This window comes from Trichocoleus sp. FACHB-262, from assembly GCF_014696035.1.
In the GTDB taxonomy this organism is placed as follows: Bacteria; Cyanobacteriota; Cyanobacteriia; order FACHB-46; family FACHB-46; genus Trichocoleus.
Genome location: NZ_JACJPK010000017.1, coordinates 541,186 through 563,426, shown reverse-complemented (window position 1 = coordinate 563,426; position 22,241 = coordinate 541,186). Strand labels below are relative to the sequence as shown.

Sequence of the window (22,241 nt, the reverse complement as noted above, 5' to 3'; positions counted from 1 at the left end):
GAATCTTAGAGAGCCTTAAAAATCCCGCTTGGTTTACATCAGCCACACATTTAGGCTCTCGAGTTGTCAACTAGCTACCACTAATGCGGTTCCACAAGCCACCCCAACCAGAAGCTTTCTCCACCTTCTCTGCGGGAGCATTGAGGGCTGGCTCAGCTTTAGCGCCGCTCAGTGCGGCAGCAATGTCAAACTCTTGCACTAAGAAGTTTGCGGCCTTCTCAACCGTGGGGTAATCCCACAAGAGAGTAGAAGGAAGTTCTAGCTCAAGCCAGTCTTCTAGCTCTCCTACCAGAGTTACTGCATCAATAGAGTCGAGACCATAACGAGTAAGCGGCTCTTGCACCTTAATGTTTTTGGGATCAAGAGATAGCTGCTTGGCCAATTGGCTGACTAGCCACTGTTGAATCGCTTCGACCGGAGAAATCTCGATCGCCTGGCTGGTGCCTAAATCAATTGGGCTCAAAACTTCGCTAGGCTTGTAGCTGGAGTTCTGAAGTTGCATTGGTTTGATCCCCTTGTATTTTTGACGTTGCTAACTGAAAAGGAACAATAGAGAAGAGTTTGTCTTCTTGGTAGAGCCGTAATAGCTCTTGAGCGATCGCTTCGTCGTTAATCCGAGAAGCAAGACTGTGAGCGGGACGGAACTTCAGCGCCAACCGTCTGAGGCAAAGCACTAGCCATTCTCCCTGGGCAAAAAAGGCACCGAGATGACTCCGGTTGTGGAGCCACATATAGAGGCAAGATGCAGCAGCATGTAGGGTGCAGTACTGCTTAGCCAGGTCAAACAGTTCTGGCGATTGGTCGTGCCCAAATTCAAAGGTGGAATGTTCTAAGCTGTGATCAAGAGCATTGAGTTCTTCGAGCAGCAGATAGGTGAAACCCACAATTTGTTCTAATACCGCTGGCTCAAGATCCGCCTCTTCCTCTAGGGCTTGCAGTTGTGCCAACGCTAGCTCCAGACCTTGCAAGACATCATCTGCGCCACGGCTAAATAGCTCCAATCTGCGACCATCAAAGGTGGGAACTGACTGTTCTAAGGAGAAACAGGCAGCTAGGCGAGATTGCAGTGCTTCTGAATTTTTACCGCGTTGGCGCGATCGCTGTTTTGCCAGTTGGCGTAATTGCAGCAGTAGGGCATGTAAGTTCACCACCGTACTGCCATCAAAAACGCTGATGATAGCGTTGTCTCGCACAACTTTTTGGAAGATGCCCCAATCATGGGCGTCCCGCATGTAGTAGCGCGCCCCCAGCACCACTGAGATATCTGCCACTATGCTCTCTAGCTGGGTGGTGACGAAGTACTTCACGACGGCTGACCAAACACTAAACTGCTCAGGCACCACATGGAAGCCTCTAGCAGCACCGATGGTGGCGCAATCGCAGATCAAGATATCTAGAAAAGCATCCACTAGAGTTCGCCGAGGCTGCGGCATGTCAAAAACTGTTTTGCCATACAGCTGGCGGTTCAGAGCGAAGTTGAGTGTGGTTCTCAGCGCAGTATCTGCGGCTCCTTGGGAGAAAGCGGCACAGAGAGCCCGAGTCACCTGAAATCCTTTCAGCGCCCATTCTAAACCTGCACCTTCGGCCCCGATGCGGCTGGAATCTGGGATAAAGCAGTCCTTGAAACCAATACCGCTCATGTCAGAACCACGAATGCCGTGGGTGAGGATCTTGGGCAGGTTGTAGTAGGAGTTGGGATCGAGTTGGCTTTTCTCCACCATGAATAGGGATAAGCTGCGCGCTCCACCGGATTCATCGGTTTTAGCCAGGACAAAGGAGACCCCAGAGATCGTAGCTCGGTTAATTGGCCACTTCTCCCCATTCAGGAGATAACCGCCTGGAACTTTAGTAGCACGGACATCGCTGCCAACTAAGTCGCTACCGTGGGCACGTTCCGAGTAGGCAAGGCACATCGCGCCATTGTGGTCTTTGATAAAGCTAGCTAAGCGTTGTTTCTGTTCCTCGGTACCTGCCATCCAAACCAGATAGGACCAGAACAAGGTGGTGAAGCTGATAGCCGTCGTCAGATCTCGCCGAGACATAACTCGAACAAAGGCGACAAACTCCTCAAAAGAAGTGAACTCACCTCCGCATTCGGTAGGGATGTAGTAATGATTGAGTTTCCAGTTGTAGAGCCAGTTGAGCAGCGCTTCAGGAAACTCTTCTCGCTCGTCTAGCTCAACCACCTGTTGAAAAGACATCACGCTATCTGGATTGCCAGGATCTCCGAGATCGCGTTCTAGGGCTTCCGCGACCCAGTATTGTTTGAGTGAATGCATGACATTCTCCTTGGAGCGATCGCAATGTGAGCAGAGGCTACAGTAGAGCCGTAGTCAAGGGTTAGTGAGTGGTTTGGATGCGTTGAAGGAGAGAGTTGACATCTCCTTGCAAATGGCGGAAGTTAGACCGAATCTGAGGATTCTCGCTCCAATCCGCTAAGACTCCTAGTTCTCCAGCTAAGAAGCTAGACCGACAAGCTTGGCGTTGAATCTTGCCGCTGGAAGTTTTGAGGATATTGCCTGGTTTGACGAGGACAACTCCATAAACTTGCAGCTCATGTTGCTCCGCGATCGCCTGCCGAATTTCAGCAATGACTTCATCGGCATCCAGGTTTTGAGCTTGCCGCTCAACTTCTTGGACCACCACGAGTCGTTCTTCTCCCTCAAGCTCGACAGAGAAGGCTGCACCGTAGTCAGGCCGTAGAGCTGGGCTTACTTCTTGCACTGTCCACTCAATGTCTTGGGGATAGTGATTTGTGCCTCGGATGATGATCAGGTCTTTGATGCGACCCGTGATGAATAACTCCCCATTTTGCATAAACCCTAAGTCGCCGGTGCGGAGGAAGGGGCCTTCTCGGGTGTCTTGCAAGTAAGCCTGGAAGGTCGCTTTGGTTTCGTCGGGACGTTGCCAGTAGCCTTGAGCAACACCGGGATCTGAGACCCAGATTTCGCCGACTTCGTCCGCTGCACAACGAGTTAGAGTTTGAGGGTTGGCGATCGCCACTTGAGTCTCACAGACTAAACGCCCACAACTGGCGATCGTCCGGACTCCTTCTGTTTGGGCAGGGGGTGCCAGCACGATGCGATTTTTCTCGATCGCGGCAGCCTCAACCGTACAGATGACAGGCGATGTCTTAACAGGACTGGTGGAAACGAGCAATGTGGCTTCGGCTAGTCCGTAAGCGGGCGCAAACGCATGCCACTGAAAACCGCAGGGAGAAAATGTTTCATAAAAGCTTTCCATGACCCTCGGGTTAATCGGTTCGGCAGCGTTGCCTGCTCCTTGCCAACTGCTGAGGTCTAGCGTTTCTAGTTGAGTGGAAGTGACTCGCCGCACACATTGGTCGTAGGCAAAGTTGGGGCCTTGGCTATGGGTGGCTCCATACCGTGAGATGGCTTGCAACCATCGGACAGGCTGTTTAATAAAGGCAAAGGGCGACATCACATAGCAAGGAGTGCCGTTGTAGAGCGGCTGAGTTAACCCTTCTACCAAACCGTAATCATGGAAGTAAGGCATCCAAGTGACGGTCACGCTCTCTGGAGTATATCCACAAGCTCTTTGCAGATATGCCGAGTGAAACATGAGATTCTTGTGGCTGATCATCACCCCTTTGGGTGTAGAAGTCGAGCCAGAAGTATATTGCAGATACGCGAGTGTGTCGCTTTCAACTTCGGGATCTCGCCACTGCTCTGCCAAGGTGATATCAACCTGCTCGGTGTCGATCCACCGCATACTTTGAAACTCAGGAAACTCCAACCCTGCGTTGGCCAAGATATCGAAGATACGACTAGTCGTCAGCACCACCGAAGCTTGAGCATCTTTGACGATCGCTCGTAACCGAGGCAATGTCCGCTTCAGACGGCTGCCGTCCGGAGGAGGAACAGGGATGGCAATCACTCCAGCGTAGAGACACCCACAAAAAGCTGCGATCACGTCTAAGCCTTGAGGATAGAGCAGTAAAGCTCGTTCTCCTTGAGCTTGGTATTGTTGCAGCAACGCTCCGATCGCACGGGCTTGACGATCCAGTTCGGCATAGGTGAGGGTAGGTCCTGCCGTTTTGCCATCAACCAAAAATGTGTAAGCGTGGCCTTCGGGCTGCTGCTGCGATCGCCAACGCAATAACTCGATTAGTGTAGAAAACTCAACGATGGGTTGAGAAAGACATTGGGTCATCTCTAGACTCCGCAAGGATAGAAACCAACTCTAGGGAGTTCCTCGGTTACGCTCTGGCCAAAGTTGGAGTTTTAAGCTTTTTATTATGTGAATTTACTTAAGCCTTACAGTGAACAAGACCTAAGTTGCTTCTCTAAGTAGATACTGAACTTACGTGCAGATACTGGCATACCAAAACTAGCGATCGCCAGTCTTTTAGATTAGATTTATCAAAAAAAAATTTTTCATACTCCTAAAGAGTGAGATATTGCCTCAGTGAGTCCCCCAAAATGCTGGTTTTGGGGCAATCTGAGTTCAACTAGAAATCAAATTTTGCTTGAAAGAAATATAAAGTTTCTGTATAGTTACCGATTTTGTGGTCGAAAGTACAGTTAGCTCTGCTAAATACATGCTCAGAGTAGATAACGAATCCTCGGTAATTACGTAAACATTTCTTAATCAAACAGTGCCGATCGCCTGAGATGGGTATCTTCTCAGCCTGGCGATCGCCCACTTGAGCCTAAAATCGCTTGGGAAAAGCCCTGCTCTAGCTAGTAATACGGCTTTTATTGGCTAATTAGCTCACCTGGCTGGGGCTAAATCTCTATTTAATTTTCAAGGTGCAGTAAAAGTACTTAGGTTTTTGGCTGAACCATGAAGCCTGTCTGAAGCGCGCCTTTCCGGCTGTTGTCACTACAACAAAATTGCACTTCCAGCCAGCAATAAAACAAGTACTTAGCACAGCAGCCGTAAATTCACTAGGTTCTCTATCCATCGATAAAGACTGAGGAAAGAGATGTTGAGCGGCAAAGCAGCCTAAGTGATTCCAGTCCTGCCTTTCCGGTCAAGGTGCAGTTTTAACGAACCTCAAACTTGCTAACTGAGATTAGCTATGTCTACCAGCGATAGATACCCCAGTGTGATCAGCTCTATTTCGCAAAACATGAGTTTTCTGATTTACCAGCAAACCGAACCCTAACGCTAAGGCCCCCTTAGATAAGGCAACCATGAAAATCCTGCGCTTTAATCTCCCACTCACCATCATTTTTATCGGTATTTTATTTTCTTTATGCCTGCAAGCTCTGGTACCCAACGATGTCTTTTACAGCGGAGATGGTGGACTCAAAGCTTTATTGGCACAGCAGTTTAGCGCTGGAAAGCTCCACTTTGATCTCCGCTTACCAGCAAATAATTGGATACAGAATCTTTGGGATGGTGGGCTGTATCCTTTTCGGCCTCCTTTTGTCTACAACGTAGAAAGCCGTTACTTTATTACATTTCCTTTCACATTTCCTCTGATTACTGCGCCTTTTCACGCTTTGTTTGGGTTTAGAGGTCTTTACGTCATTCCTCTGCTGGCCACCTGGGCTTTATGGTTGAGCTTTTATTCAGCTTGTCGGCGATTGAAACTGGGTAGAACAATTACGGCGATCGCTCTAGTGCTTCTGATTTTTGCTGCACCACTTTCTTTATATAGCGGCATGTACTGGGAACATACTTTAGCAGTTGCCTTAGCCTTTCAGGGTTTGGCTATAGCATTAGTTCCACCTGATCAAGGTCTCTCTACTAGAGATGCAATTGTTAGCGGTAGTCTAATTGGTTTATCTGTATGGTTTCGGCCTGAATTTTTGTGTTTGGTTGGCATCATATTTTTTTGGTTATGTGCAACTCAGATCAAAGCGCTACAAGATCTTAAAATCATCTCAGACAAAGCTGCTGCTTTTGCCGTAAGCATGCTTTTAATGACGGCATTGTTTTTCAGCCTTAACTTGCTTATCTACCAACATCCTTTAGGAATCCATTCGGTTCAAATTGTCGAAGAGTTCTCGCTAAAAGAACGGCTAACAGAGGCATTCAGTAATTTCAAACAATTACTATTTAGCCTGTCCTATTACTTCCCAATTGTTTTCTTTTCATTAATCTACGTCTGCTTAGCCTTAGTCAGCGGTAAATTAAAACTGACTGGCAAAATGCAGGTAATTTTACTAGTTAGCACTTTGTTTGTCTTGGCAGTGCCTCTGATCGTGCCCGCAGGCGCAGGTGGCAAACAATGGGGGCCGCGTTTTTTATTAATCACGGTGCCACTCGTTTCTTTACTAGCAGCAATGCAGCTCAAGCTACTTTTGCAAACTTATCAACGAAAACTACAGTTGGCATTATTAGGATTATTTGCTGTATTTTTGACCACTGGTCTGTATATCAACAGTTATTTGGGAGCCGTTGATTTAGCTCGTAATTACCAAGTAATCTTGCCCGCGGTTAAGGGGTTGCGATCGCAACCTGATCCGATGATTGCCATGTCTCATGAGTATGTCGCTCAAGCCCTGGCTCCATCTTTACCCGATAAAACATTTTTCTTGACTGAAGATAGCCAAGCGGTGAAGCATCTGGGTGGAACGCTGTTAACTCAGGGATATAAAAAGTTTTTGTATGTTTGCTACCCCCATCGTGACTGCAATACTCCTCAAACTAGCCCTGATAATTTAAAGTTTTCGCAAGCAAATCAGCGATTTACGCTACAGTTCTCGGATTTGGGTAAGTTGGGTAAGTATCCCATCTATGAAGTGTCGATCATGCAGAGTTCTAGCGACGCAGACGCTCCATCTAACCAAGTTTGAAATGAGGCATAGATAGCCCAAGCTTATGTATAAGCACTTTAAAGTTCTTGGATTTAAGTTTGTTGTTTCCCTAGAAACTCTGCTGATCCTGGCGATCGCGATTGGTGTTTTGCTCCGCTTGATTAACTTAGGTAGCCGCGAGTTTTGGTACGACGAAGTCTTGTCCCTGCTTTTGTCAACTGGGCAAAAAACTGCTTATCGTGGACCCAAGGATTTACCTGTTGTCTTAGCCCAATACACTCCTTTACTGGACTTACCACCAGAAGCTACAGTCAAGGATGTTGTGAAAACAGTGGTCAACCTCCTGAAAGGTCTTGCAGGCGGAGAGCCCCATCCCCCCCTCTTTTTCCTGGCTCAACATGTATGGCTCCGTCTCTTTGGGAATGGAGTGGCAGCAGTGCGGAGCTTGGGGGCTTTACTCAGCGTGGGAGCGATCGCCAGTTCCTATGGTTTAGGACGAGTGTTGTTAGGACATCGCGGTGGCTTGCTCCTGGCAGCACTCCTAGCAACTAATCCCTTTTATCTCTTTCACTCCCTCAACGTGCGGATGTATGGGCCGCTAGTGCTTTGGGCCGTGCTAAGTGCCTGGGCTCTGCTAGAAATCATTGGTTTCAAGCAGCAGAAAGCCAACGATGTTCAACAAAAAGGCCAGAAGACCCAAGAAATTCTTTGGAGCCTCATCTTCATTGGTTCCGTAACGGCTGGACTGATGACGTTTTACCTTTTTGCCTACTGGGTAGTAGCTCTGGCGGTCGTGGTGCTCTATTTAGACTGGCGGCATTGGTGGCATCATGGGCTGCGTTTTGGATCAAGTGTGTTGTTGACCGTTCCTTGGGTGCTGTGGGGAACTAGACAGCAACTCCGAAACGCAGACTTAGGGCGCTTTGATGCTCCAGCTGGCTTTTTAGGAGCCGCGATCGCCCATTTGGGAGATGTTGTTAATACCCTAGGGACGCATCTGCTCTTGGGAGACTGGGTGACTAGCCTGCCGCAAAGCATCATTACAACTGCGGGTGTAGCCGTAATCGGGCTGCTGTTAGTCGCAGTGCCCAGGCTCTGGAAGCAGAGTGAAAGGCGAACCTTAGGAGTCGCTTTGATTTTAGGAATTTTTCCCTTGCTGCTAGCCCTGGGTTTGGACGTTGTCACAGGCAAGTTTACTTTGGGGTTTGGTTGGGGAAGGAGTATGATTGTCATCCTGCCCGGATGTTTACTGTTGCTCGCAGTGGGCTTAGAACAGGCATCTGTGAGCTGGCGTCAATCGGTAGCTGCATCTGTTTTGCTGTTGTATATCGGCATTAATGTTGGCGACTTTACCCTCAGACCGCGCTCGATGTTTCATGAGTTATCAGAGATCATCACCGCTACATCTCAGGCAGGGACTAGCAATCCGACATCTACTTTAGTTGTGATGAACTCTCAGGCCTGGGGACATGTAATGCGTTTGGCATACTACATTCCTCCTGAAGCACCTGTGACGCTATTAGCGAGAGAGAGCAGTGATTTAGCACCATCCCTAGAAAAGGTTCTGGAGGGACAAAGTATTTCCGAAAAAAGCTGTAAGGAATTTTCAGCATCTAACTGTTCGGCTTTAACTCTAACTGCATACGATCGCGTGTTCTGGTTAGAGAGTGCGAAACCCGTGTGGTCTCCTAGCACCACCGAAGCTGAAAAACAGCAAGTGCAACAGGTGCTGGATCAGCACTACAACCCAGTCCAAACTCAGCGGTTAACTGGCACGATGCTTTTGGATGATTTGACTGTCCGTCTTTATACCCGTTCTCCTGCAACCTGAGGCTTCTTAGATGAGTACTGACCCATCCCGTCCCCTTTTAGCTCCACCTTCTGGCTCCTTAACGATTAGTGAACCCAAGGTTGATCCTGCCCTCCAACTGGATGCTCCTGAAGCATCTCCTTCTTCTAGCGTTTATTTATCCCTGGTGATCCCCACTTTCAATGAGAGTGAGAACATTGAAGCCATGATTGAGCTGCTGAGCAAGCTGCTGGATCAGGCGCTCCCAGGTAACTACGAATTGATTGTGGTGGATGACGATAGCCCAGACTATACCTGGAAAATTGCGCAGGAGATGGTGAGTCAATATCCGCAACTCCGAGTCATGCGACGGCAGCAGGAACGGGGACTCTCCACTGCTGTGATTCGGGGCTGGCAAGTGGCTAGAGGAGAAGTGCTTGGGGTCATCGATGGCGATCTCCAGCATCCCCCAGAAGTTTTGTTGCAGTTGGTCGCCGAGACGCAGCAGGGGGCAGATTTGGCCACAGCGAGCCGCCATGTCGAAGGAGGTGGCGTGAGTAGCTGGAGCGTGGTGCGGCGGTTTCTATCGCGTGGCGCTCAATTAATTGGATTGATCATTTTGCCAGGGGTGATTGGTCGAGTTTCAGACCCGATGAGCGGCTACTTCTTGGTGCGACGGAGCGCGATCGCCGGAAAAACGCTGAGTCCTGTAGGCTACAAAATTTTGATTGAAGTGTTGGGCCGAGGCAACATTGGCCGAGTTGCGGAAGTCGGTTATGTGTTCCAGGAACGCCAAAGCGGTGAGAGCAAGGTGACTTGGAAGCAGTATGTCGAATATCTCCGTCATCTAGTTCGTTTACGTTTAGCCTTGTCTCCCTTTGGTCGCTTTATCCGCTTTGGCTTTGTGGGGCTAACAGGCTTGTTTGTGGATATGTCGGTGTTCTATTTGCTGCGGGAAGGTTTACAACTAGGACTAACCAGAAGCAACATCATTTCCGTGGAGTTGGCAATTCTTAATAACTTTCTCTGGAATGATGCCTGGACCTTTAGCGATATTTCTAGTCGGCAACAAGGATGGCGGCAACGTGCCAAGCGCTTGCTGAAGTTTAATGTGATTTGCTTGATGGGTTTGATCCTCAATACTCTTATTGTCAACTTTTTGTTCAATGCCTTAGGCATGAACCAATACGTTGCCAAACTGATCGCGATCGCAGTGGTACTGTTCTGGAACTTCTGGATTAACCTGAAATTGAGCTGGCGAGTCACCGAAGTTAAATAGAAGTTAAATAAGAGATAGACAGCGGCAGCAAAAGCGTTTTGTAAACAGGCGCTCAACCTAAATTTGTGCGAGACTGATCGACTTGGAGGAGAGTACGCAGATGAGTTGCCGAAATTGAGCGTGGCAATTCATAATCTGGGTGACTGACCTTTGATTCTGGAAAGCGCTTGCTTTGGGTGCTAGCACTTGAAAACTTTGCTTCACAGCCGCTGGCTGCATCTCCTACTGCTGTTGTTTTGGCTAGTGATTGGCCTAGGGTTGCGTTTCCTTTGCCTTGACTTGAAGTCGGTCTGGACTGATGAATTTGCCACTTTGGTTTTCAGCTTAGGGCACAGTTTTCGGACGATTCCTCTAAATCAAGCGATCGCCTTAGACACGCTCCTGCAACCTCTACAGCTAGAACCACAAACAGGAGTCGCTGCGGTACTGGAGCATTTGATGCAGGAGAGTACCCATCCTCCGCTCTATTTTGTGCTGGCTCATTGGTGGCTGCAATGGTTTCCGTCCCAGGAAGGCTTGGTGTCTATTTGGGCGGCGCGATCGCTACCTGCTATCTTGGGAGCGCTCTCGATCCCCGCGATGTTTGGCTTAGGCTGGCTCGCTTTTGGGTCTCGCTTGGTTGGGCACTTGGCAGCCGCTGCTATGGCTGTTTCTCCTTATGGCATCTATCTAGCCCAAGAAGCGCGTCACTATACCTTAGCTGTGTTGTGGGTGATTGCTTCACTCAGTTGCTTGGTTGCCACTGTGCGATCGCTACGGATGCATAAACCTTTACCTGTCCTGATTGGGCTGGGTTGGGTTGCAGTCAATGCTCTAGGGATGGCAACCCATTACTTCTTTGTTCTAACTTTATTAGCCGAGGCTTTGGTATTACTAGGGTTTTGGCTTTTGACTGCTTGGGCATACCCCTTCAAAAAGCATGAGCAGACGTCTCAGTGGCCAGCGTTCAAACTTTGGGGGCGAATTTATGCGGTGGCCGCTGGCACAATAGCTGGCATTGTAGCTTGGCTGCCCGCTTGGCAAGGGGTTTATGGCAACCAGCTGACTGATTGGATCTATAGCGGCAGTCGGGCTGGACTCGGTTGGTTCGATCCACTGCTACAGGCTTTGGTGGGATGGATCACCATGTTGGTCTTTTTACCCGTTCAAGCACCGAATCCGATCGTGGTGATTGTTTCTGGCCTGGGTATGCTGCTCTTTGTGGTCTGGTCAGTGCCCTTAATTTGTCGAGGGTTAAAGCAGCAAGGGCAGCAGTTCCAGAGCCGATTAGCGCTGCAAGTATTGGGGGGCTTTGTTCTGAGTGCGATCGCCCTGTTTTTTGCGATCGCATACGGTCTCGGAACCGAGATTAACAGCGCCTTTCGTTTCAACTTTGTTTATTTTCCCGCCGTCATTGCCTTGTTGGGAGAGAGCCTCGCCGCTGTTTGGTCTGGGTCTGTCGGGTCTCAACCGAGGCCATCTACAGCCAGAATAGTGGGTGATTTCTGGAAATGGTGGCAACCTAGCGGTAAAATGGTGGTGCTCGTTATTTGGCTGGTTGGTCTGCTGAGTGGCCTAACCGTTGCGACAGGATGGGGTTATCAAAAAACGCATCGGCCTGATGTAGTGGTGCAGCATCTCCAGCAAGCAGCTCAATCTCCTGGCTTGATTGCGATCGCCCATGCGACTCATGGACAAACAGGCAGGCTGATGGGTCTGGCTTGGGAACTGAAACGCCAGCAGAACACTGGGGCATTAGTCAATCCGCTCTTTTTGCTGGCCCACCAAGATCAAAATCCGTTATCCAGTGCGATCGCACTTCAGCAAACTTTAAGCCAATTGCCTCGACCGCTGGATCTATGGTTGCTTAACTTTCCTAATCCAGACGAGACACCGAGTTTGGCTTCCCTACTGGCGGCAGAGCGCTGTGTGGCCGACCCACAACACAAACATCGCACCGATGGCTATCGGTACCGTCTATATCGTTGCTAGAGAATTGGGATCACTTGCTGAACTGCACCTGATAGGCCATTAGCTCCAACCCAGACACAGAAAGGTTGATCGCTTCACAAGTCCAAGTGCTGGATTGCAACTGCTGAAACGCCGACTCCGTGAGTAAAATCTCATTAGTTCGGGCCAGGTCTTCCCCTAGCTTGGAAGCTAAGTTCATCTCGTTGCCGTACAGATCTGCTCCTGCTACCAGCAACGCTTCCCCGTAGCCAATGCCAATGCTAGCGTACAAATCCATTGCATCTGGTAGGCCAGAATTGACAGCCGCTAGGCTTTTTAGGATATCCACCGCAGCGCTCACCGCAGCATCAACAGTCGGAAAAATCGCAAATAAGTTATCAGCTTCTTGTTTGATTACAGTCCCTCGGTCCTGTTCGACTAGAGGCTTTGCGATCGCGCCCAAGCGATGGATCATGGCTAGGAAGTGCGTAATGCCATACCGAATTGTGAGTCGAGAAAAGCCCGACATATCCAGTACCAAAATTGCGTGAGTTTCGGCAAAAATGGTGTGAATTTGAGCATCAATTTCAGCTGCCTTTTCGGGATGCTCGTTGCGAACTTGAAGAAGGCGGTGCAATTCAGCTTTGGTATTTTGAGGGTGCATAGAGTCAGGAGAGATATGTCGATCGCGACTACTTTAGCAACCCTCGCATCCTGCCTAAGACTTTCCGGAAACTAATGGCTGTAAACGTTGCACAATCTGTGTCGCCTGCATCACACCTTCCATGCGATCGATCGGTTGCCCACCCTTAAATAAGACCAGTGTGGGCAGCGCATGAATTTGGTATTGCGAGGCTAATTCAGGGTAGGTTTCGGTGTTGATTTTTACGACGCGCAGTTGCTCTTTCATCTGAGCATTCACTTGCTCTAGAATCGGACCCATGACTTGGCAAGGACCACACCAAGGCGCATAGAAATCTACGAGTGTGGGTAACTCAGAACCAGATAACAATTCTTGAAAATTACTGAACTGTTTTTTGGTAGCCATAATACACAACCCAGTTGCTGATCATTGCTTTGATCCTAGTGCAAATCTTTTGTGGCTCATCTGTCCTCGGTTAAGGGGTATCTCAGCTAAGGGGTGGTGGTACACGGGTAATGAATCATTACCAAATTTAGGACTACTCGTTAAGCAACGGAGTGGGGACGTAAATGGCCTAAGATGATTGAGCAATTGGCCACTGAGTTTGAAAAGAGGAATTAGGTATGGAGGCGTTGCAAGAGACTGCATCGAAACGATTGTCAGGACAAGTCGCGATCGTCACTGGAGCATCTAGAGGCATTGGTCGCTCTATTGCGTTGGCGCTTGCGGCTGAAGGAGCCAATGTTGTAGTCAACTACGCCAGTTCTAGTACTGCGGCGGACCAAGTTGTGGCTGATATTACTGCGATGGGCAGTAACGCCATTGCGCTACAAGCCGATGTCTCCAAAGCGGATCAAGTCGATGCCTTGTTCAGCGCTGTGATGGAAAAGTGGGGCCGCATTGATGTTCTGGTCAACAATGCTGGGATTACACGCGATACCTTACTGTTGCGGATGAAGCCAGAAGACTGGCAAGCGGTGATTGATCTCAACCTGACTGGTGTGTTTCTCTGCACCAGAGCGGCCAGCAAAATTATGCTGAAGCAACGCTCTGGCCGCATTGTCAATATCACGTCCGTGGCAGGACAAATGGGCAATCCGGGCCAAGCAAACTACAGTGCGGCTAAAGCTGGGGTGATTGGTTTTACCAAGACTGTCGCCAAGGAATTAGCGAGTCGAGGGGTAACAGTTAATGCTGTGGCTCCCGGTTTCATTGCCACCGATATGACCAGTGGCTTGAACAACACAGACGAAATTCTGAAGTTTATCCCCCTAGGCCGCTACGGACAGCCAGAAGAAGTCGCTGGCTTGGTGAAGTTTCTAGCCGCTGACCCCGCCGCCGCCTACATCACCGGACAAGTGATGAATGTCGATGGTGGCATGGTAATGGCTTAAGGGCCTCGGGAAACTGTAGGGGCAATCTCTTGGGGTTGCCCATCCACTATTGGCTATTGGCCCACTATTAGCTCAAAGTGACTTATCAACACCTGCACCTCCATAAAGGCAATATCGCAGTTATTTGATAAATCCTGAAGCGGACTCTAGAAAAAATTAGTCTCAGCAAGCTAGAACTGTAGAACAAGACCATGATGGTTTAAGAAGGCGCAAATTTCCCAATTGGGACACTGCTGAGGCAAAGCAATGAGGAATGACGACAGAAAGGCGATCGCCCGTGAACTCAGAAACCATACTCTGATTTTGGGCGGCTTTATTATCTGTATTTGGTTGCTAGAAATTGTTGATTCGTTTGTTTTAGGCAATGCGCTTAACGTCTTTGGCATTCGCCCTCGAAGTATTAGTGGCTTGCGTGGCATCCTATTTGCACCGTTTCTACATGGCGGCTTAGGACATTTAATGGCCAATACCATCCCTTTTCTAGTGTTGGGATGGTTCGTGATGCTCCGAGAAGTCAGCGACTTCTTCATCGTCAGTCTGATTACAATTCTGGCGAGTGGCTTAGGTGTGTGGTTGTTTGGCTCCCCTAACTCAATTCATATTGGAGCTAGCGGTTTAATTTTTGGCTACTTTGGCTTTTTATTATTACGGGGCTACTTTGAAAGAAGTGCGGTAGGGATCGCCTTTTCACTTCTAGTGGGCACTCTCTACGGCAGCTTGATCTGGGGAGTTTTGCCCGTGAGTAATGGCATTTCGTGGGAGGGCCATTTATTTGGTTTCCTCGGCGGAGTCTTAGCGGCTCGTCTTCTAGCGCGACGCAAAAAACCTATCTAATAAAAAGGGTGAGCCAGGGATTAGACTCACCCTTTTTACTATTAGCTAAACTGTCCTGGCTGCAACGCAGCCTTCACTAGGCGCTGAGTTAGATGCGAGGATTGGAGCGATCGATAATTCCACGACCTTGGTCGTCAATATCGAGTTCTTCGCGGCGAATTTGCTCTTCCGCCTGCACGGTATCACGCTCTACTTCTTTGCGGATCTTGACTTCTTCCCGCAGCACTGCTTCCTTATGGATGTCAGCTTGCTCTTCGTAGATCTCGACTCGAGCTACTTCTCCTTCGCGGAAATCAGCTTCTCCAGCGGGAACAGCAGTTCCTGCATTTGTGGGAGTCGTACGCTCTACAACGATCCGCTCTTTCTCAACTGGAACTTGAACTCGGGTAGTTTCGGTTTCTACACGCTTGCCCACGTTAACTTCCCCAGTTTTGACGCGGGTCTTGTCAGCAATCAGTCTTTCTTCGTACAGATTCACTTGCTGAGTGTTTTGGGCAGACAGATTCCGGTCAGTTAGATTGCTACCAGAAATGTCGCGATCACCGCTGTCAGAACCCTTCACTTTATTTTCAACTTTGTCCCACGCATCACGAGCGGCATGCTTGGCTTTATCCCAACCTAAGCCTGCATTACCCTGACGCGTTTCATAGTGGTTCCGTAAGTCTGGCTCAATCTCGTCAAACTTTCTCCCGGTGTTGGCATGCAGACCATATCCTTCATACCCAGTCTGGTAGGCTGGCTTGTAATCGTCATACGTGTGGCCTGGTTCCACATAAGGCCGAGAGTTGTAATTGTTGCGCCAGTAGTCGTCTTCTACAGTAGGGTCAACGGATTCAGCTGCACTCTTACCAACTAAACCCCCAGCGACTGCTCCAACTGCACTACCGATAACTGCACCTACTGGACCACCAATCACACCGCCCACAACTGCACCTACTGTCCCAATTCCAGCGGCACCAATGCCAGTGCCTACGGGGTGAGCACCAGGTTGACCAGAGAGCGGATCACGATTTGCATCGGGCTCATGGGTGTCGTTTTTTTGATTCAAATCATGGTTTTTATTTTTGTCTAAATCAGCCATATTTTTCCTCCTGTTTTCTTATGGTTGGCAAACAACAGACCTAAATTCTGTTTTACTGCCACCTTCCCAGCCTAGGCGGTGGTTTTGGCAGGGCTTTATACCTCAAGTAAGACTTAGGGGATTTTGATAAATTTTTATGGCTTAAGTCAGATCTAAATCCACTCGATGTAACCCGATCGAGCCGGAAAATCTCCAGCTATAGGTACTTTCCAGCAGAGTGATTTGAGAGGGGAATAGATAAAGAAACTTTACGATTTTTAATCTTGAGAGTTTAGATGGCTTTGACGACAGCAATATCAGAATTTCATAGCCTCAAGCAAATTTACAACTTAGGTTTTTTATCCCTGAAGTAGCCTCAATTCTGTAGAGTGATAAGAGGCGATCGCCAGCTTATTCTGTAGTTAAACGTTTATTAATTCTTTGTTAATCATGGGTCTAAAAGTTCTTGAACATTTCGATGGCAGCTTTGAGCTAGAGCCAGCTGCTCAAGAGAGTTTATTTAACCTATTGCAAAATGAAACTTTTTTGCAGCAAGTTTCGCAACAGTCGCAGTGCCAGCAAGTAGAATTTACGAAATTATTATTTCAACCTGTGCCTTATAGCACTTCAACTCCTAAAGGAATGCCCCACGAATTTGAAAAGTATCATGAGTCTAATGACTATGTGATTGTGAATGTGCCTCCTAATTTTATGTTTAACGCTAAAATTTTTCGGCCTACCCGCTTATGTGCGGTTTATCACAAACTTGAATAAAACTATCTCCTTGAGCAGAGTATGACTTCCACAACTAATATCCCTGTTCTCGCCGACCTAGAATATATTGCCTACATCGATGATGCGGGTCAAGTGAATGACCAGTACCAAGGTAAAGTAGGCGTCTATGCTATTTTTGACCAAGTGAAACTCCTACAGTTTATTGGTTATTCTCGTGATATTTATCTCAGTCTTCAGCAACATTTAGTGCGTCGTCCGCAATCGTGTTACTGGTTCAAAGTTCAGACGAGCGATCGCCCCAACCGTACCGTTCTAGAAGCCATCCGAGATGCCTGGATTGCAGAAAATGGTACTACGCCTATTGGTAATGCTGAGGAGCAAAATCTTTGGAATCAGCCAATTGATGCCAAGCTAACTATGACCGAGGAAGAACAGACTGATTACCGGGAAGCTGACGAAATAACTCAAGTAAAGCTACTCAAGCGTGTAGCCAGACGAGTGGAAGAACAAGTCTTAGCAGAATTACAAAGCAGAGGCGTGCAAATGCAGATTCGCTTTAACCCCAAATTAAAAGAAACAGGTTTATTAGATCTCAAATAATTAGATCCGAATTTTCAAGAAAGCTAAAGGTGTAGCGATCGCCCCTTATCAGGAAAATCCCAAAAAAAGGAGCCTAGTTTATTTAGGCTCCTTTTTAATTGAGACAACTCAAATAGCAGTATGACTGCTTACTTAATGCTTGCCTTAGCACCAGCTTCTTCGAGTTGCTTCTTCACATCTTCAGCATCAGCCTTAGCCACGTTTTCTTTAACGGGCTTAGGTGCAGCTTCAACGAGGTCTTTCGCTTCTTTCAAGCCTAAGCCTGTCAGAGAGCGGACCACTTTCAGAACCGCAATCTTCTTGTCAGCAGGAACTTCTTCAAGACTGACAGTGAACTCGGTTTGCTCCTCTACTTCTTCCGCAGCAGCAGCGCCGGGGCCAGCCATCATCATCATGCCACCAGCGGGAGCAGCAGCGCTAACACCGAAAGCTTCCTCGATTTGCTTCACCAAGTCAGCTGCTTCTAACAAGGTCAGAGACTTTAGTTGTTCCAGAATTTGGTCAGTTGTAGCAGACATGAGTTAACTCCTAAAAATTTTTTGCGTAAACCGTTGGGCTAGGAAAGTTAGAACTTGGTAAACATCCAAAATCTAAAATCCAGAAACAAAAAGCATTAAGCAGCTTGTTGGTCGTCTTTCTCAGACACAGCCTTGATGGCACGAGCCAGAGAGCCAGGAACTTCGTTGATACCGACAGCCAGCTTGGTAGCGACACCATTGATTGCCCCAGCAATCTGAGCAATAAGCTGTTCTTTAGACGGTAAGTCACCGATCGCTCTGACATCCTCAGCACTGAGGACACGACCTTCCATCACACCGCCGCGAAGCTCAGTCTTCTTCGTGGCTTTTTGGAAATCTTGGTAGGCCTTGATGGCACCGCCAATGTCGTCCTTCACTAGCAAGAAGGCAGAAGACTGAGATGCAAGTTCAGTCATCGGTTGCCAGGTTTCATCCCCGTCAACCGCAATCCGCATCAGCGTATTCTTAGTTACTGTGCATGTCGCGCCTTTTGGACGTAAACGTCGCCGTAGATCAGTAATCTCAGCAACACTCAGGCCCTTATAGTCGATCACGAACGCAAGTTGGGCCTCGCTCAACTGTTGTTTGAGTTCCGCCACAATTGCCTTCTTATCTTCTAGCGTTCTACCCATACTTGATATCACCTCCTTAAAAAAACGCAGAATGCCAAACTTTAACCCGTCCCCTCATCAAGACAAACGTAAGCCAGAAAAAAACCCGGACGTTGAGCCGGGTTAAACACTACAGTGGTTGGTCTTCAAAAACTAGACTGACCAATTACTAGTAGAGTTAAAACCTCGGCAGGAGATTAAGCAATTTGCGCCTGCTGTCTCTGGCTTTGTTGATTCAATTGGGAACTTCTGGGTAAAACTTGTTGCTCCTCCACTCTGGAGAATTTGTTTTGATGCAAGACTAACCTTAAGCTACGTCAGTCAGCTTCAAGTCTCGGAGAGCATTGATGTCTACTTCGATTGAAGGCCCCATCGTTGCAGAAACAAAGACCGATCGCCAGTAACGACCCTTGGCACCAGAAGGACGGTTGCGGTCAATCGTCTCTTGCAGGGCTTTTAAGTTAGTCAGCAAATCTTCGGTTGAAAAGTCAGACTTACCAAAAAGAACGTGGACAATTCCCGTCCGGTCAGCTCTGAATTCCAGTTTCCCGGCTTTGAATTCTCCGATGGCCTGACCTAAATCAAAGGTAACTGTACCACCTTTAGGAGAAGGCATCAAACCCCGAGGACCAAGCAAGCGACCTAATTTAGCCACTTGAGGCATCATGTCAGGCGTTGCAATTAAGACATCAAAGTCCATCATGCCCTTTTGAATCTCGTCAATCAACTCTTCCGAGCCAGCGATATTAGCGCCAGAGTTGTTTGCTTCAGCTACCTTTTCACCACGGGCAATGACCGCAACCCGAACCGCTTGTCCAGTGCCTTTGGGTAAAGCCACAGTGGTTCTCAGTTGCTGATCAGTGTATTTGGGATCAATACCGAGACGAATGTGTGCTTCTGCTGATTCTGTAAACTTCGCAGTTGCTGTCTCTTTCAAGAGGTTGAGCGCTTCTAACGGCTCATACGCTCTTTCTTCTACTTTTTTGTTCAGCTCTTGGAGCCGACGCGATACCTTTCTTACCATTTTCTTCTCCTGGGGTATTTAACGAAGCGCTGCTTCTCCCCCGTAATTGATTGTTTAATACTCGATTTCTAGTCGCCGACCGTAATACCCATGTTACGTGCAGTGCCTTCCACAATTCTCATGGCAGCATCAACATCGTTAGCATTTAAGTCGGGCAGCTTCGTTTGAGCAATCTCTCGCAATTGAGAGCGGGTGATCGAACCAACTTTTTTAGTATTGGGTTGACCAGAACCCCGGTCTACACCTGCGGCTTTGCGAATAAGCACAGAAGCAGGAGGAGTTTTGAGGATGAAGGTAAAACTGCGATCCTCGTAAACAGAGATTTCTACAGGAACCACTAGGCCTGCCTGGTCCGCAGTTCTAGCGTTATATTCCTTACAGAACATCATGATGTTGACACCATGCTGACCGAGCGCAGGGCCGATCGGGGGTGCAGGGTTCGCCTTGCCTGCGTTAATGGCCAACTTAATGACCGTAACTACTTTCTTTGCCATTTATCTTCTAGCTCTGTTTTTGAACCTGATTAAACTCCAGTTCGACAGGAGTGTCCCGCCCAAAGATGGAAAGCAAGGCTTTGAGCTTGCTCCGCTCTGGACTCACTTCAATCACTTCCCCTTCAAAGTCTTTGAAAGGACCTGAGAGCACCAGAATTTTATCTCCGGTTGCCATGTCAATCTTGATGACTGGCTTTTGCTCTTGCGCGCGCTTGAAAATGCGTTCCACTTCTGCCGCACCCAGTGGCATGGGCTTCACGTGGCCTCGTCCGCGTCCATAGCGACGCTTTTGTTCAGCGCCGACAAAGTTAATCACATTCGGGGTATTCTTGACAACCTGCCAAGTTTCATCATCCATGACCATGCGAATTAACACATAGCCAGGGAAAACTTTTTCTTCCGAATTTTGTCGACTGCCATCTTTCCGAATCTTGACAGCAGGAGTTTGAGGAATCTCTACCTGGACAATTCGCTCGGCGACATCCATCGTTTGGACTCGCTGTTCCAGGTTGGTTTTTACCCGCTTTTCACAACCAGAAGCGACCTGAACGGCATACCAATGAGAAGCATTCGGATCAAATGACTCTTCATTGGTTTCCATATTCGCCTCTGGTGCGATGGAGTTGTATGATTCATCCGATGCAGAAGTCATCAAAACACCTTTCCTGCGACCCAGTCGAAGAAGTTGTCCACCAAGTAGATGAGGGTTGCGGATAGGGTCACCATCAGCAGTACTGCTAAGGATTCACTGACGAGCTGTTGACGACTTGGCCAAACAACCTTATCTAGCTCTTCTTTGGATTCTTTGAAGAAACCAACTGCATCAAATCCTGAACTTTTCTCTTGTGTTTCTACTTCGTCTTTTTTGGCCACAATTGCCTATTCCCCTATCAGTGCAGCTATGAGCGGTTTCCCGCTTAAAGTTGGGCAACCCTGCTCAAGAAATCTGCAAGCAAGTATGCACTGTTGCTTCGCCCAAAGTAGGAACTCAATTACAATGCTCGGTGGATCGCCCAAACAACAATTCTACCCGAAAGCAGGTGGTTTTAGCCCCCGTTCACCCGTTAAGGAGATACTTCCGAGTAGAACCGTCATGGTAATCATCCAGCGCGCCCTGGAGGACTCGAACCCCCGACATCAGGTTTTGGAGACCTGCGTTCTACCAACTGAACTAAGAGCGCCCAAGTTGAGCTCAGGCTCAACGCTCAGCTTTTGCATTGTAATTCTAAAGCTGCGTTGCGTCAACCTTAGAGCGGTGGCGGCTGAGCTTGATTTAGAGGGCGCGATCGAAGCGCTGTTTAATGCGAGTTGCCTTACCAACGCGACCGCGTAAGTAGTATAGCTTAGCGCGGCGCACCTTGCCTCGACGAATCACCTTGATACTATCAATGCGAGGAGAGTTTACTAGAAACACTCGCTCTACACCCACGCCTTGGAAGACGCGACGCACCGTGATCGTTTCGTTGATGCCACCATTGCGCTTGGCAATGACTACACCTTCATAGGGCTGAGTCCGCTCTTTTCCTCCCTCTTGAATGATGACGCCCACCTTAACGGTGTCGCCCACATAAATGTCAGGGAGATTCGTCTTTAACTGCTCCGCTTCTATTGAGCGGATAACTTCCTGCGCGTTCATAGGTTTTCAAAAAACTCACAGTCTCCAATAGTAACTCGAAGAAGGGCTTTCGGTCTAGTTTTTTGTTTTTAGAATTGCTTTGCTTACTGCAATTTTTCCGCATGCAGCGGTGAGGGCAAATAACGTTTTTGGCGTTGTTGGTAACGGGTCCACCCCAGAACGAGGCTAAAAACTAGGGTGGAGAGCAAGACGACGCTGGCTCCAGAAGCAATGTCAAAGTAGTAGCTAATGTAGATACCCACAAAGGCGATCGCGGCTCCCAATCCGCCGGAGAGCAGCATCATGGTGCCAAAGCGATTGCTTAAGAGGCGAGCGATCGAAGCAGGAATCACGACGGCTGAAATGATTAAAGTTACCCCCAACACTTGTAAAGTCGCCACTAGTAACGTTGCCATCATCAGGGCAAACAGCGTATCCATTGCAAAGACTGGTACGCCATGCACCTTCGCTACTTCCCGGTCAAAGCACCAAAACAGCAAGGGTCGGTAGAAGATGAAAACTAGACTGAGCAAGAGCACCGTCACGGCTGTCACGACCCACAGGTCTGTAGGCGTAATGCCCAAAACGTTGCCGAAAAGAGCGGCTTCAAAACTCTGAGTGAAGCTGCGATAGGTGCTGATAACGGCAACGCCCAAGGCAAAGCTAGCGGTGGTGACGATACCGATCGCGGCATCAGAGTAGATTTTGCGGCCCGTGAGGTATTGAATCAGCAGGGCAGTGCCAAACCCCCAGATTCCGGAGCCGATGTAGAAGTTGAAGCCTAGAACATAAGTAATTACAGCACCTCCCAAAATGGCGTGAGATAAACCGTGGGCGATGTAACTCATGCGTCGGGTGGTGATATAGACTCCCATGACACCGCACAACAGCCCTGCCATCATCCCGACCCACATGGCTCGACCAAAGAACTCGTATTGAAAAGGTTTGAGCAGGAACTCCATAGTCAGTCCAGACGTTGGGGCAA

General features: G+C 48.5%; 22 protein-coding genes, 1 tRNA gene and 1 other annotated feature. Of the genes, 8 read left to right on the top strand and 15 right to left on the bottom strand.

Annotated features, from left to right (window positions below):
- Positions 1-70: 70 nt before the first annotated feature.
- From H6F68_RS03630 to H6F68_RS03620, 3 genes are all read right to left on the bottom strand, one after another.
- The gene (locus H6F68_RS03630) at positions 71-502 is read right to left on the bottom strand and encodes an acyl carrier protein (protein ID WP_190556505.1); all 432 of its coding nucleotides are present in this window, start codon (positions 500-502) and stop codon (positions 71-73) included.
- Positions 471-2,279: an acyl-CoA dehydrogenase family protein gene (locus H6F68_RS03625; protein ID WP_190556503.1), complete on the bottom strand. Its 1,809-nt coding sequence runs from the start codon at positions 2,277-2,279 to the stop codon at positions 471-473. Before H6F68_RS03625 ends, H6F68_RS03630 begins: the two co-directional genes overlap by 32 nt.
- A 61-nt stretch (positions 2,280-2,340) precedes the next feature.
- Positions 2,341-4,173 carry a fatty acyl-AMP ligase gene (locus H6F68_RS03620; RefSeq protein WP_190556501.1) on the bottom strand — a complete coding sequence of 611 codons (1,833 nt, stop codon included), beginning with the start codon at positions 4,171-4,173 and terminating at the stop codon, positions 2,341-2,343.
- Positions 4,174-5,159: 986 nt separating this feature from the next.
- Between H6F68_RS03620 and H6F68_RS03615 the strand changes: the two genes are divergently transcribed.
- The 4 genes from H6F68_RS03615 (at position 5,160) to H6F68_RS03600 (ending at position 11,770) form a co-directional block, all read left to right on the top strand.
- Positions 5,160-6,770, top strand: a complete 1,611-nt coding sequence (locus tag H6F68_RS03615; protein WP_190556499.1) for an LA_3751/LA_3752 family putative glycosyltransferase — start codon at positions 5,160-5,162, stop codon at positions 6,768-6,770.
- A 25-nt stretch (positions 6,771-6,795) separates the two neighbouring features.
- Positions 6,796-8,562: a glycosyltransferase family 39 protein gene (locus H6F68_RS03610; RefSeq protein ID WP_190556497.1), complete on the top strand. Its 1,767-nt coding sequence runs from the start codon at positions 6,796-6,798 to the stop codon at positions 8,560-8,562.
- A gap of 10 nt (positions 8,563-8,572) precedes the next feature.
- Complete coding sequence (locus H6F68_RS03605) at positions 8,573-9,799, top strand: glycosyltransferase (RefSeq protein ID WP_190431199.1); 1,227 nt, start codon at positions 8,573-8,575, stop codon at positions 9,797-9,799.
- Between the two features lie 186 nt (positions 9,800-9,985).
- The gene (locus tag H6F68_RS03600; protein WP_190556495.1) at positions 9,986-11,770 is read left to right on the top strand and encodes a glycosyltransferase; all 1,785 of its coding nucleotides are present in this window, start codon (positions 9,986-9,988) and stop codon (positions 11,768-11,770) included.
- 10 nt (positions 11,771-11,780) lie between these two features.
- On the opposite strand, the gene H6F68_RS03595 is transcribed toward H6F68_RS03600, so the two are convergent.
- Positions 11,781-12,392 (bottom strand): adenylate/guanylate cyclase domain-containing protein, encoded by a 612-nt coding sequence (locus H6F68_RS03595; protein ID WP_190556493.1) that lies wholly within the window; start codon positions 12,390-12,392, stop codon positions 11,781-11,783.
- 54 nt (positions 12,393-12,446) lie between these two features.
- Positions 12,447-12,776 carry a thioredoxin gene (gene trxA / locus H6F68_RS03590; protein WP_190431202.1) on the bottom strand — a complete coding sequence of 110 codons (330 nt, stop codon included), beginning with the start codon at positions 12,774-12,776 and terminating at the stop codon, positions 12,447-12,449.
- 218 nt (positions 12,777-12,994) lie between these two features.
- On the opposite strand from trxA, the gene fabG reads away from it, so the two are divergent.
- Together fabG and H6F68_RS03580 are read left to right on the top strand one after the other, a co-directional pair.
- Positions 12,995-13,765: a 3-oxoacyl-[acyl-carrier-protein] reductase gene (gene fabG / locus H6F68_RS03585; protein WP_190556491.1), complete on the top strand. Its 771-nt coding sequence runs from the start codon at positions 12,995-12,997 to the stop codon at positions 13,763-13,765.
- Between the two features lie 246 nt (positions 13,766-14,011).
- Positions 14,012-14,599, top strand: a complete 588-nt coding sequence (locus tag H6F68_RS03580) for a rhomboid family intramembrane serine protease (RefSeq protein WP_190431204.1) — start codon at positions 14,012-14,014, stop codon at positions 14,597-14,599.
- Between the two features lie 88 nt (positions 14,600-14,687).
- Here the strand turns inward: H6F68_RS03580 and H6F68_RS28840 are convergent, their stop codons facing one another.
- Positions 14,688-15,680, bottom strand: a complete 993-nt coding sequence (locus tag H6F68_RS28840) for a YsnF/AvaK domain-containing protein (protein WP_242065312.1) — start codon at positions 15,678-15,680, stop codon at positions 14,688-14,690.
- Positions 15,681-16,109: 429 nt separating this feature from the next.
- Between H6F68_RS28840 and H6F68_RS03570 the strand changes: the two genes are divergently transcribed.
- Positions 16,110-16,433, top strand: coding sequence for a hypothetical protein (locus H6F68_RS03570; RefSeq protein ID WP_190556489.1), 324 nt, complete (start codon positions 16,110-16,112; stop codon positions 16,431-16,433).
- 21 nt (positions 16,434-16,454) lie between these two features.
- Positions 16,455-16,994, top strand: a complete 540-nt coding sequence (locus H6F68_RS03565; protein ID WP_190556487.1) for a GIY-YIG nuclease family protein — start codon at positions 16,455-16,457, stop codon at positions 16,992-16,994.
- A gap of 128 nt (positions 16,995-17,122) precedes the next feature.
- Here the strand turns inward: H6F68_RS03565 and rplL are convergent, their stop codons facing one another.
- The 9 genes from rplL to H6F68_RS03520 all read right to left on the bottom strand — a co-directional run bounded on the left by rplL (position 17,123) and on the right by H6F68_RS03520 (position 22,218).
- Entirely contained in the window at positions 17,123-17,512 is a 390-nt protein-coding gene (gene rplL, locus H6F68_RS03560) for a 50S ribosomal protein L7/L12 (RefSeq protein WP_190431207.1), read from the bottom strand.
- A 95-nt stretch (positions 17,513-17,607) separates the two neighbouring features.
- Positions 17,608-18,144 carry a 50S ribosomal protein L10 gene (gene rplJ, locus H6F68_RS03555; RefSeq protein ID WP_190556485.1) on the bottom strand — a complete coding sequence of 179 codons (537 nt, stop codon included), beginning with the start codon at positions 18,142-18,144 and terminating at the stop codon, positions 17,608-17,610.
- A 69-nt stretch (positions 18,145-18,213) separates the two neighbouring features.
- Positions 18,214-18,366 (bottom strand) — a sequence feature (ribosomal protein L10 leader region).
- A 64-nt stretch (positions 18,367-18,430) separates the two neighbouring features.
- The gene (rplA, locus tag H6F68_RS03550) at positions 18,431-19,147 is read right to left on the bottom strand and encodes a 50S ribosomal protein L1 (RefSeq protein WP_190431209.1); all 717 of its coding nucleotides are present in this window, start codon (positions 19,145-19,147) and stop codon (positions 18,431-18,433) included.
- A gap of 68 nt (positions 19,148-19,215) precedes the next feature.
- A complete protein-coding gene (gene rplK, locus H6F68_RS03545) occupies positions 19,216-19,641 on the bottom strand; it encodes a 50S ribosomal protein L11 (protein ID WP_190431210.1) in 426 nt (141 codons plus the stop codon).
- Positions 19,642-19,648: 7 nt separating this feature from the next.
- Complete coding sequence (gene nusG, locus H6F68_RS03540; protein WP_242016747.1) at positions 19,649-20,242, bottom strand: transcription termination/antitermination protein NusG; 594 nt, start codon at positions 20,240-20,242, stop codon at positions 19,649-19,651.
- A 50-nt stretch (positions 20,243-20,292) separates the two neighbouring features.
- Positions 20,293-20,514 (bottom strand): preprotein translocase subunit SecE, encoded by a 222-nt coding sequence (gene secE, locus H6F68_RS03535; RefSeq protein ID WP_190431212.1) that lies wholly within the window; start codon positions 20,512-20,514, stop codon positions 20,293-20,295.
- Positions 20,515-20,749: 235 nt separating this feature from the next.
- A tRNA-Trp gene (locus H6F68_RS03530) sits at positions 20,750-20,822 on the bottom strand.
- Between the two features lie 92 nt (positions 20,823-20,914).
- On the bottom strand, positions 20,915-21,277 hold the full coding sequence (rplS, locus tag H6F68_RS03525; RefSeq protein WP_190431213.1) for a 50S ribosomal protein L19: 363 nt from the start codon (positions 21,275-21,277) through the stop codon (positions 20,915-20,917).
- Positions 21,278-21,360: 83 nt separating this feature from the next.
- Entirely contained in the window at positions 21,361-22,218 is an 858-nt protein-coding gene (locus H6F68_RS03520; protein ID WP_190431214.1) for a metal ABC transporter permease, read from the bottom strand.
- Positions 22,219-22,241: the final 23 nt, after the last annotated feature.

Excerpts from the sequence above, each read along its gene's own strand:
- H6F68_RS03520 (WP_190431214.1), bottom strand. The coding sequence starts at position 22,218 with ATGGAGTTCCTGCTCAAACCTTTTCAATACGAGTTCTTTGGTCGAGCC.
- H6F68_RS03625 (WP_190556503.1), bottom strand. The coding sequence starts at position 2,279 with ATGCATTCACTCAAACAATACTGGGTCGCGGAAGCCCTAGAACGCGAT.
- trxA (WP_190431202.1), bottom strand. The coding sequence starts at position 12,776 with ATGGCTACCAAAAAACAGTTCAGTAATTTTCAAGAATTGTTATCTGGT.
- rplS (WP_190431213.1), bottom strand. The coding sequence starts at position 21,277 with ATGAACGCGCAGGAAGTTATCCGCTCAATAGAAGCGGAGCAGTTAAAG.
- H6F68_RS28840 (WP_242065312.1), bottom strand. The coding sequence starts at position 15,680 with ATGGCTGATTTAGACAAAAATAAAAACCATGATTTGAATCAAAAAAAC.
- rplA (WP_190431209.1), bottom strand. The coding sequence starts at position 19,147 with ATGGTAAGAAAGGTATCGCGTCGGCTCCAAGAGCTGAACAAAAAAGTA.
- H6F68_RS03620 (WP_190556501.1), bottom strand. The coding sequence starts at position 4,173 with ATGACCCAATGTCTTTCTCAACCCATCGTTGAGTTTTCTACACTAATC.
- H6F68_RS03605 (WP_190431199.1), top strand. The coding sequence starts at position 8,573 with ATGAGTACTGACCCATCCCGTCCCCTTTTAGCTCCACCTTCTGGCTCC.
- H6F68_RS03580 (WP_190431204.1), top strand. The coding sequence starts at position 14,012 with ATGAGGAATGACGACAGAAAGGCGATCGCCCGTGAACTCAGAAACCAT.
- rplJ (WP_190556485.1), bottom strand. The coding sequence starts at position 18,144 with ATGGGTAGAACGCTAGAAGATAAGAAGGCAATTGTGGCGGAACTCAAA.
- H6F68_RS03565 (WP_190556487.1), top strand. The coding sequence starts at position 16,455 with ATGACTTCCACAACTAATATCCCTGTTCTCGCCGACCTAGAATATATT.
- H6F68_RS03570 (WP_190556489.1), top strand. The coding sequence starts at position 16,110 with ATGGGTCTAAAAGTTCTTGAACATTTCGATGGCAGCTTTGAGCTAGAG.
- H6F68_RS03595 (WP_190556493.1), bottom strand. The coding sequence starts at position 12,392 with ATGCACCCTCAAAATACCAAAGCTGAATTGCACCGCCTTCTTCAAGTT.
- H6F68_RS03630 (WP_190556505.1), bottom strand. The coding sequence starts at position 502 with ATGCAACTTCAGAACTCCAGCTACAAGCCTAGCGAAGTTTTGAGCCCA.
- fabG (WP_190556491.1), top strand. The coding sequence starts at position 12,995 with ATGGAGGCGTTGCAAGAGACTGCATCGAAACGATTGTCAGGACAAGTC.
- rplK (WP_190431210.1), bottom strand. The coding sequence starts at position 19,641 with ATGGCAAAGAAAGTAGTTACGGTCATTAAGTTGGCCATTAACGCAGGC.
- rplL (WP_190431207.1), bottom strand. The coding sequence starts at position 17,512 with ATGTCTGCTACAACTGACCAAATTCTGGAACAACTAAAGTCTCTGACC.
- H6F68_RS03610 (WP_190556497.1), top strand. The coding sequence starts at position 6,796 with ATGTATAAGCACTTTAAAGTTCTTGGATTTAAGTTTGTTGTTTCCCTA.
- nusG (WP_242016747.1), bottom strand. The coding sequence starts at position 20,242 with ATGGAAACCAATGAAGAGTCATTTGATCCGAATGCTTCTCATTGGTAT.
- H6F68_RS03615 (WP_190556499.1), top strand. The coding sequence starts at position 5,160 with ATGAAAATCCTGCGCTTTAATCTCCCACTCACCATCATTTTTATCGGT.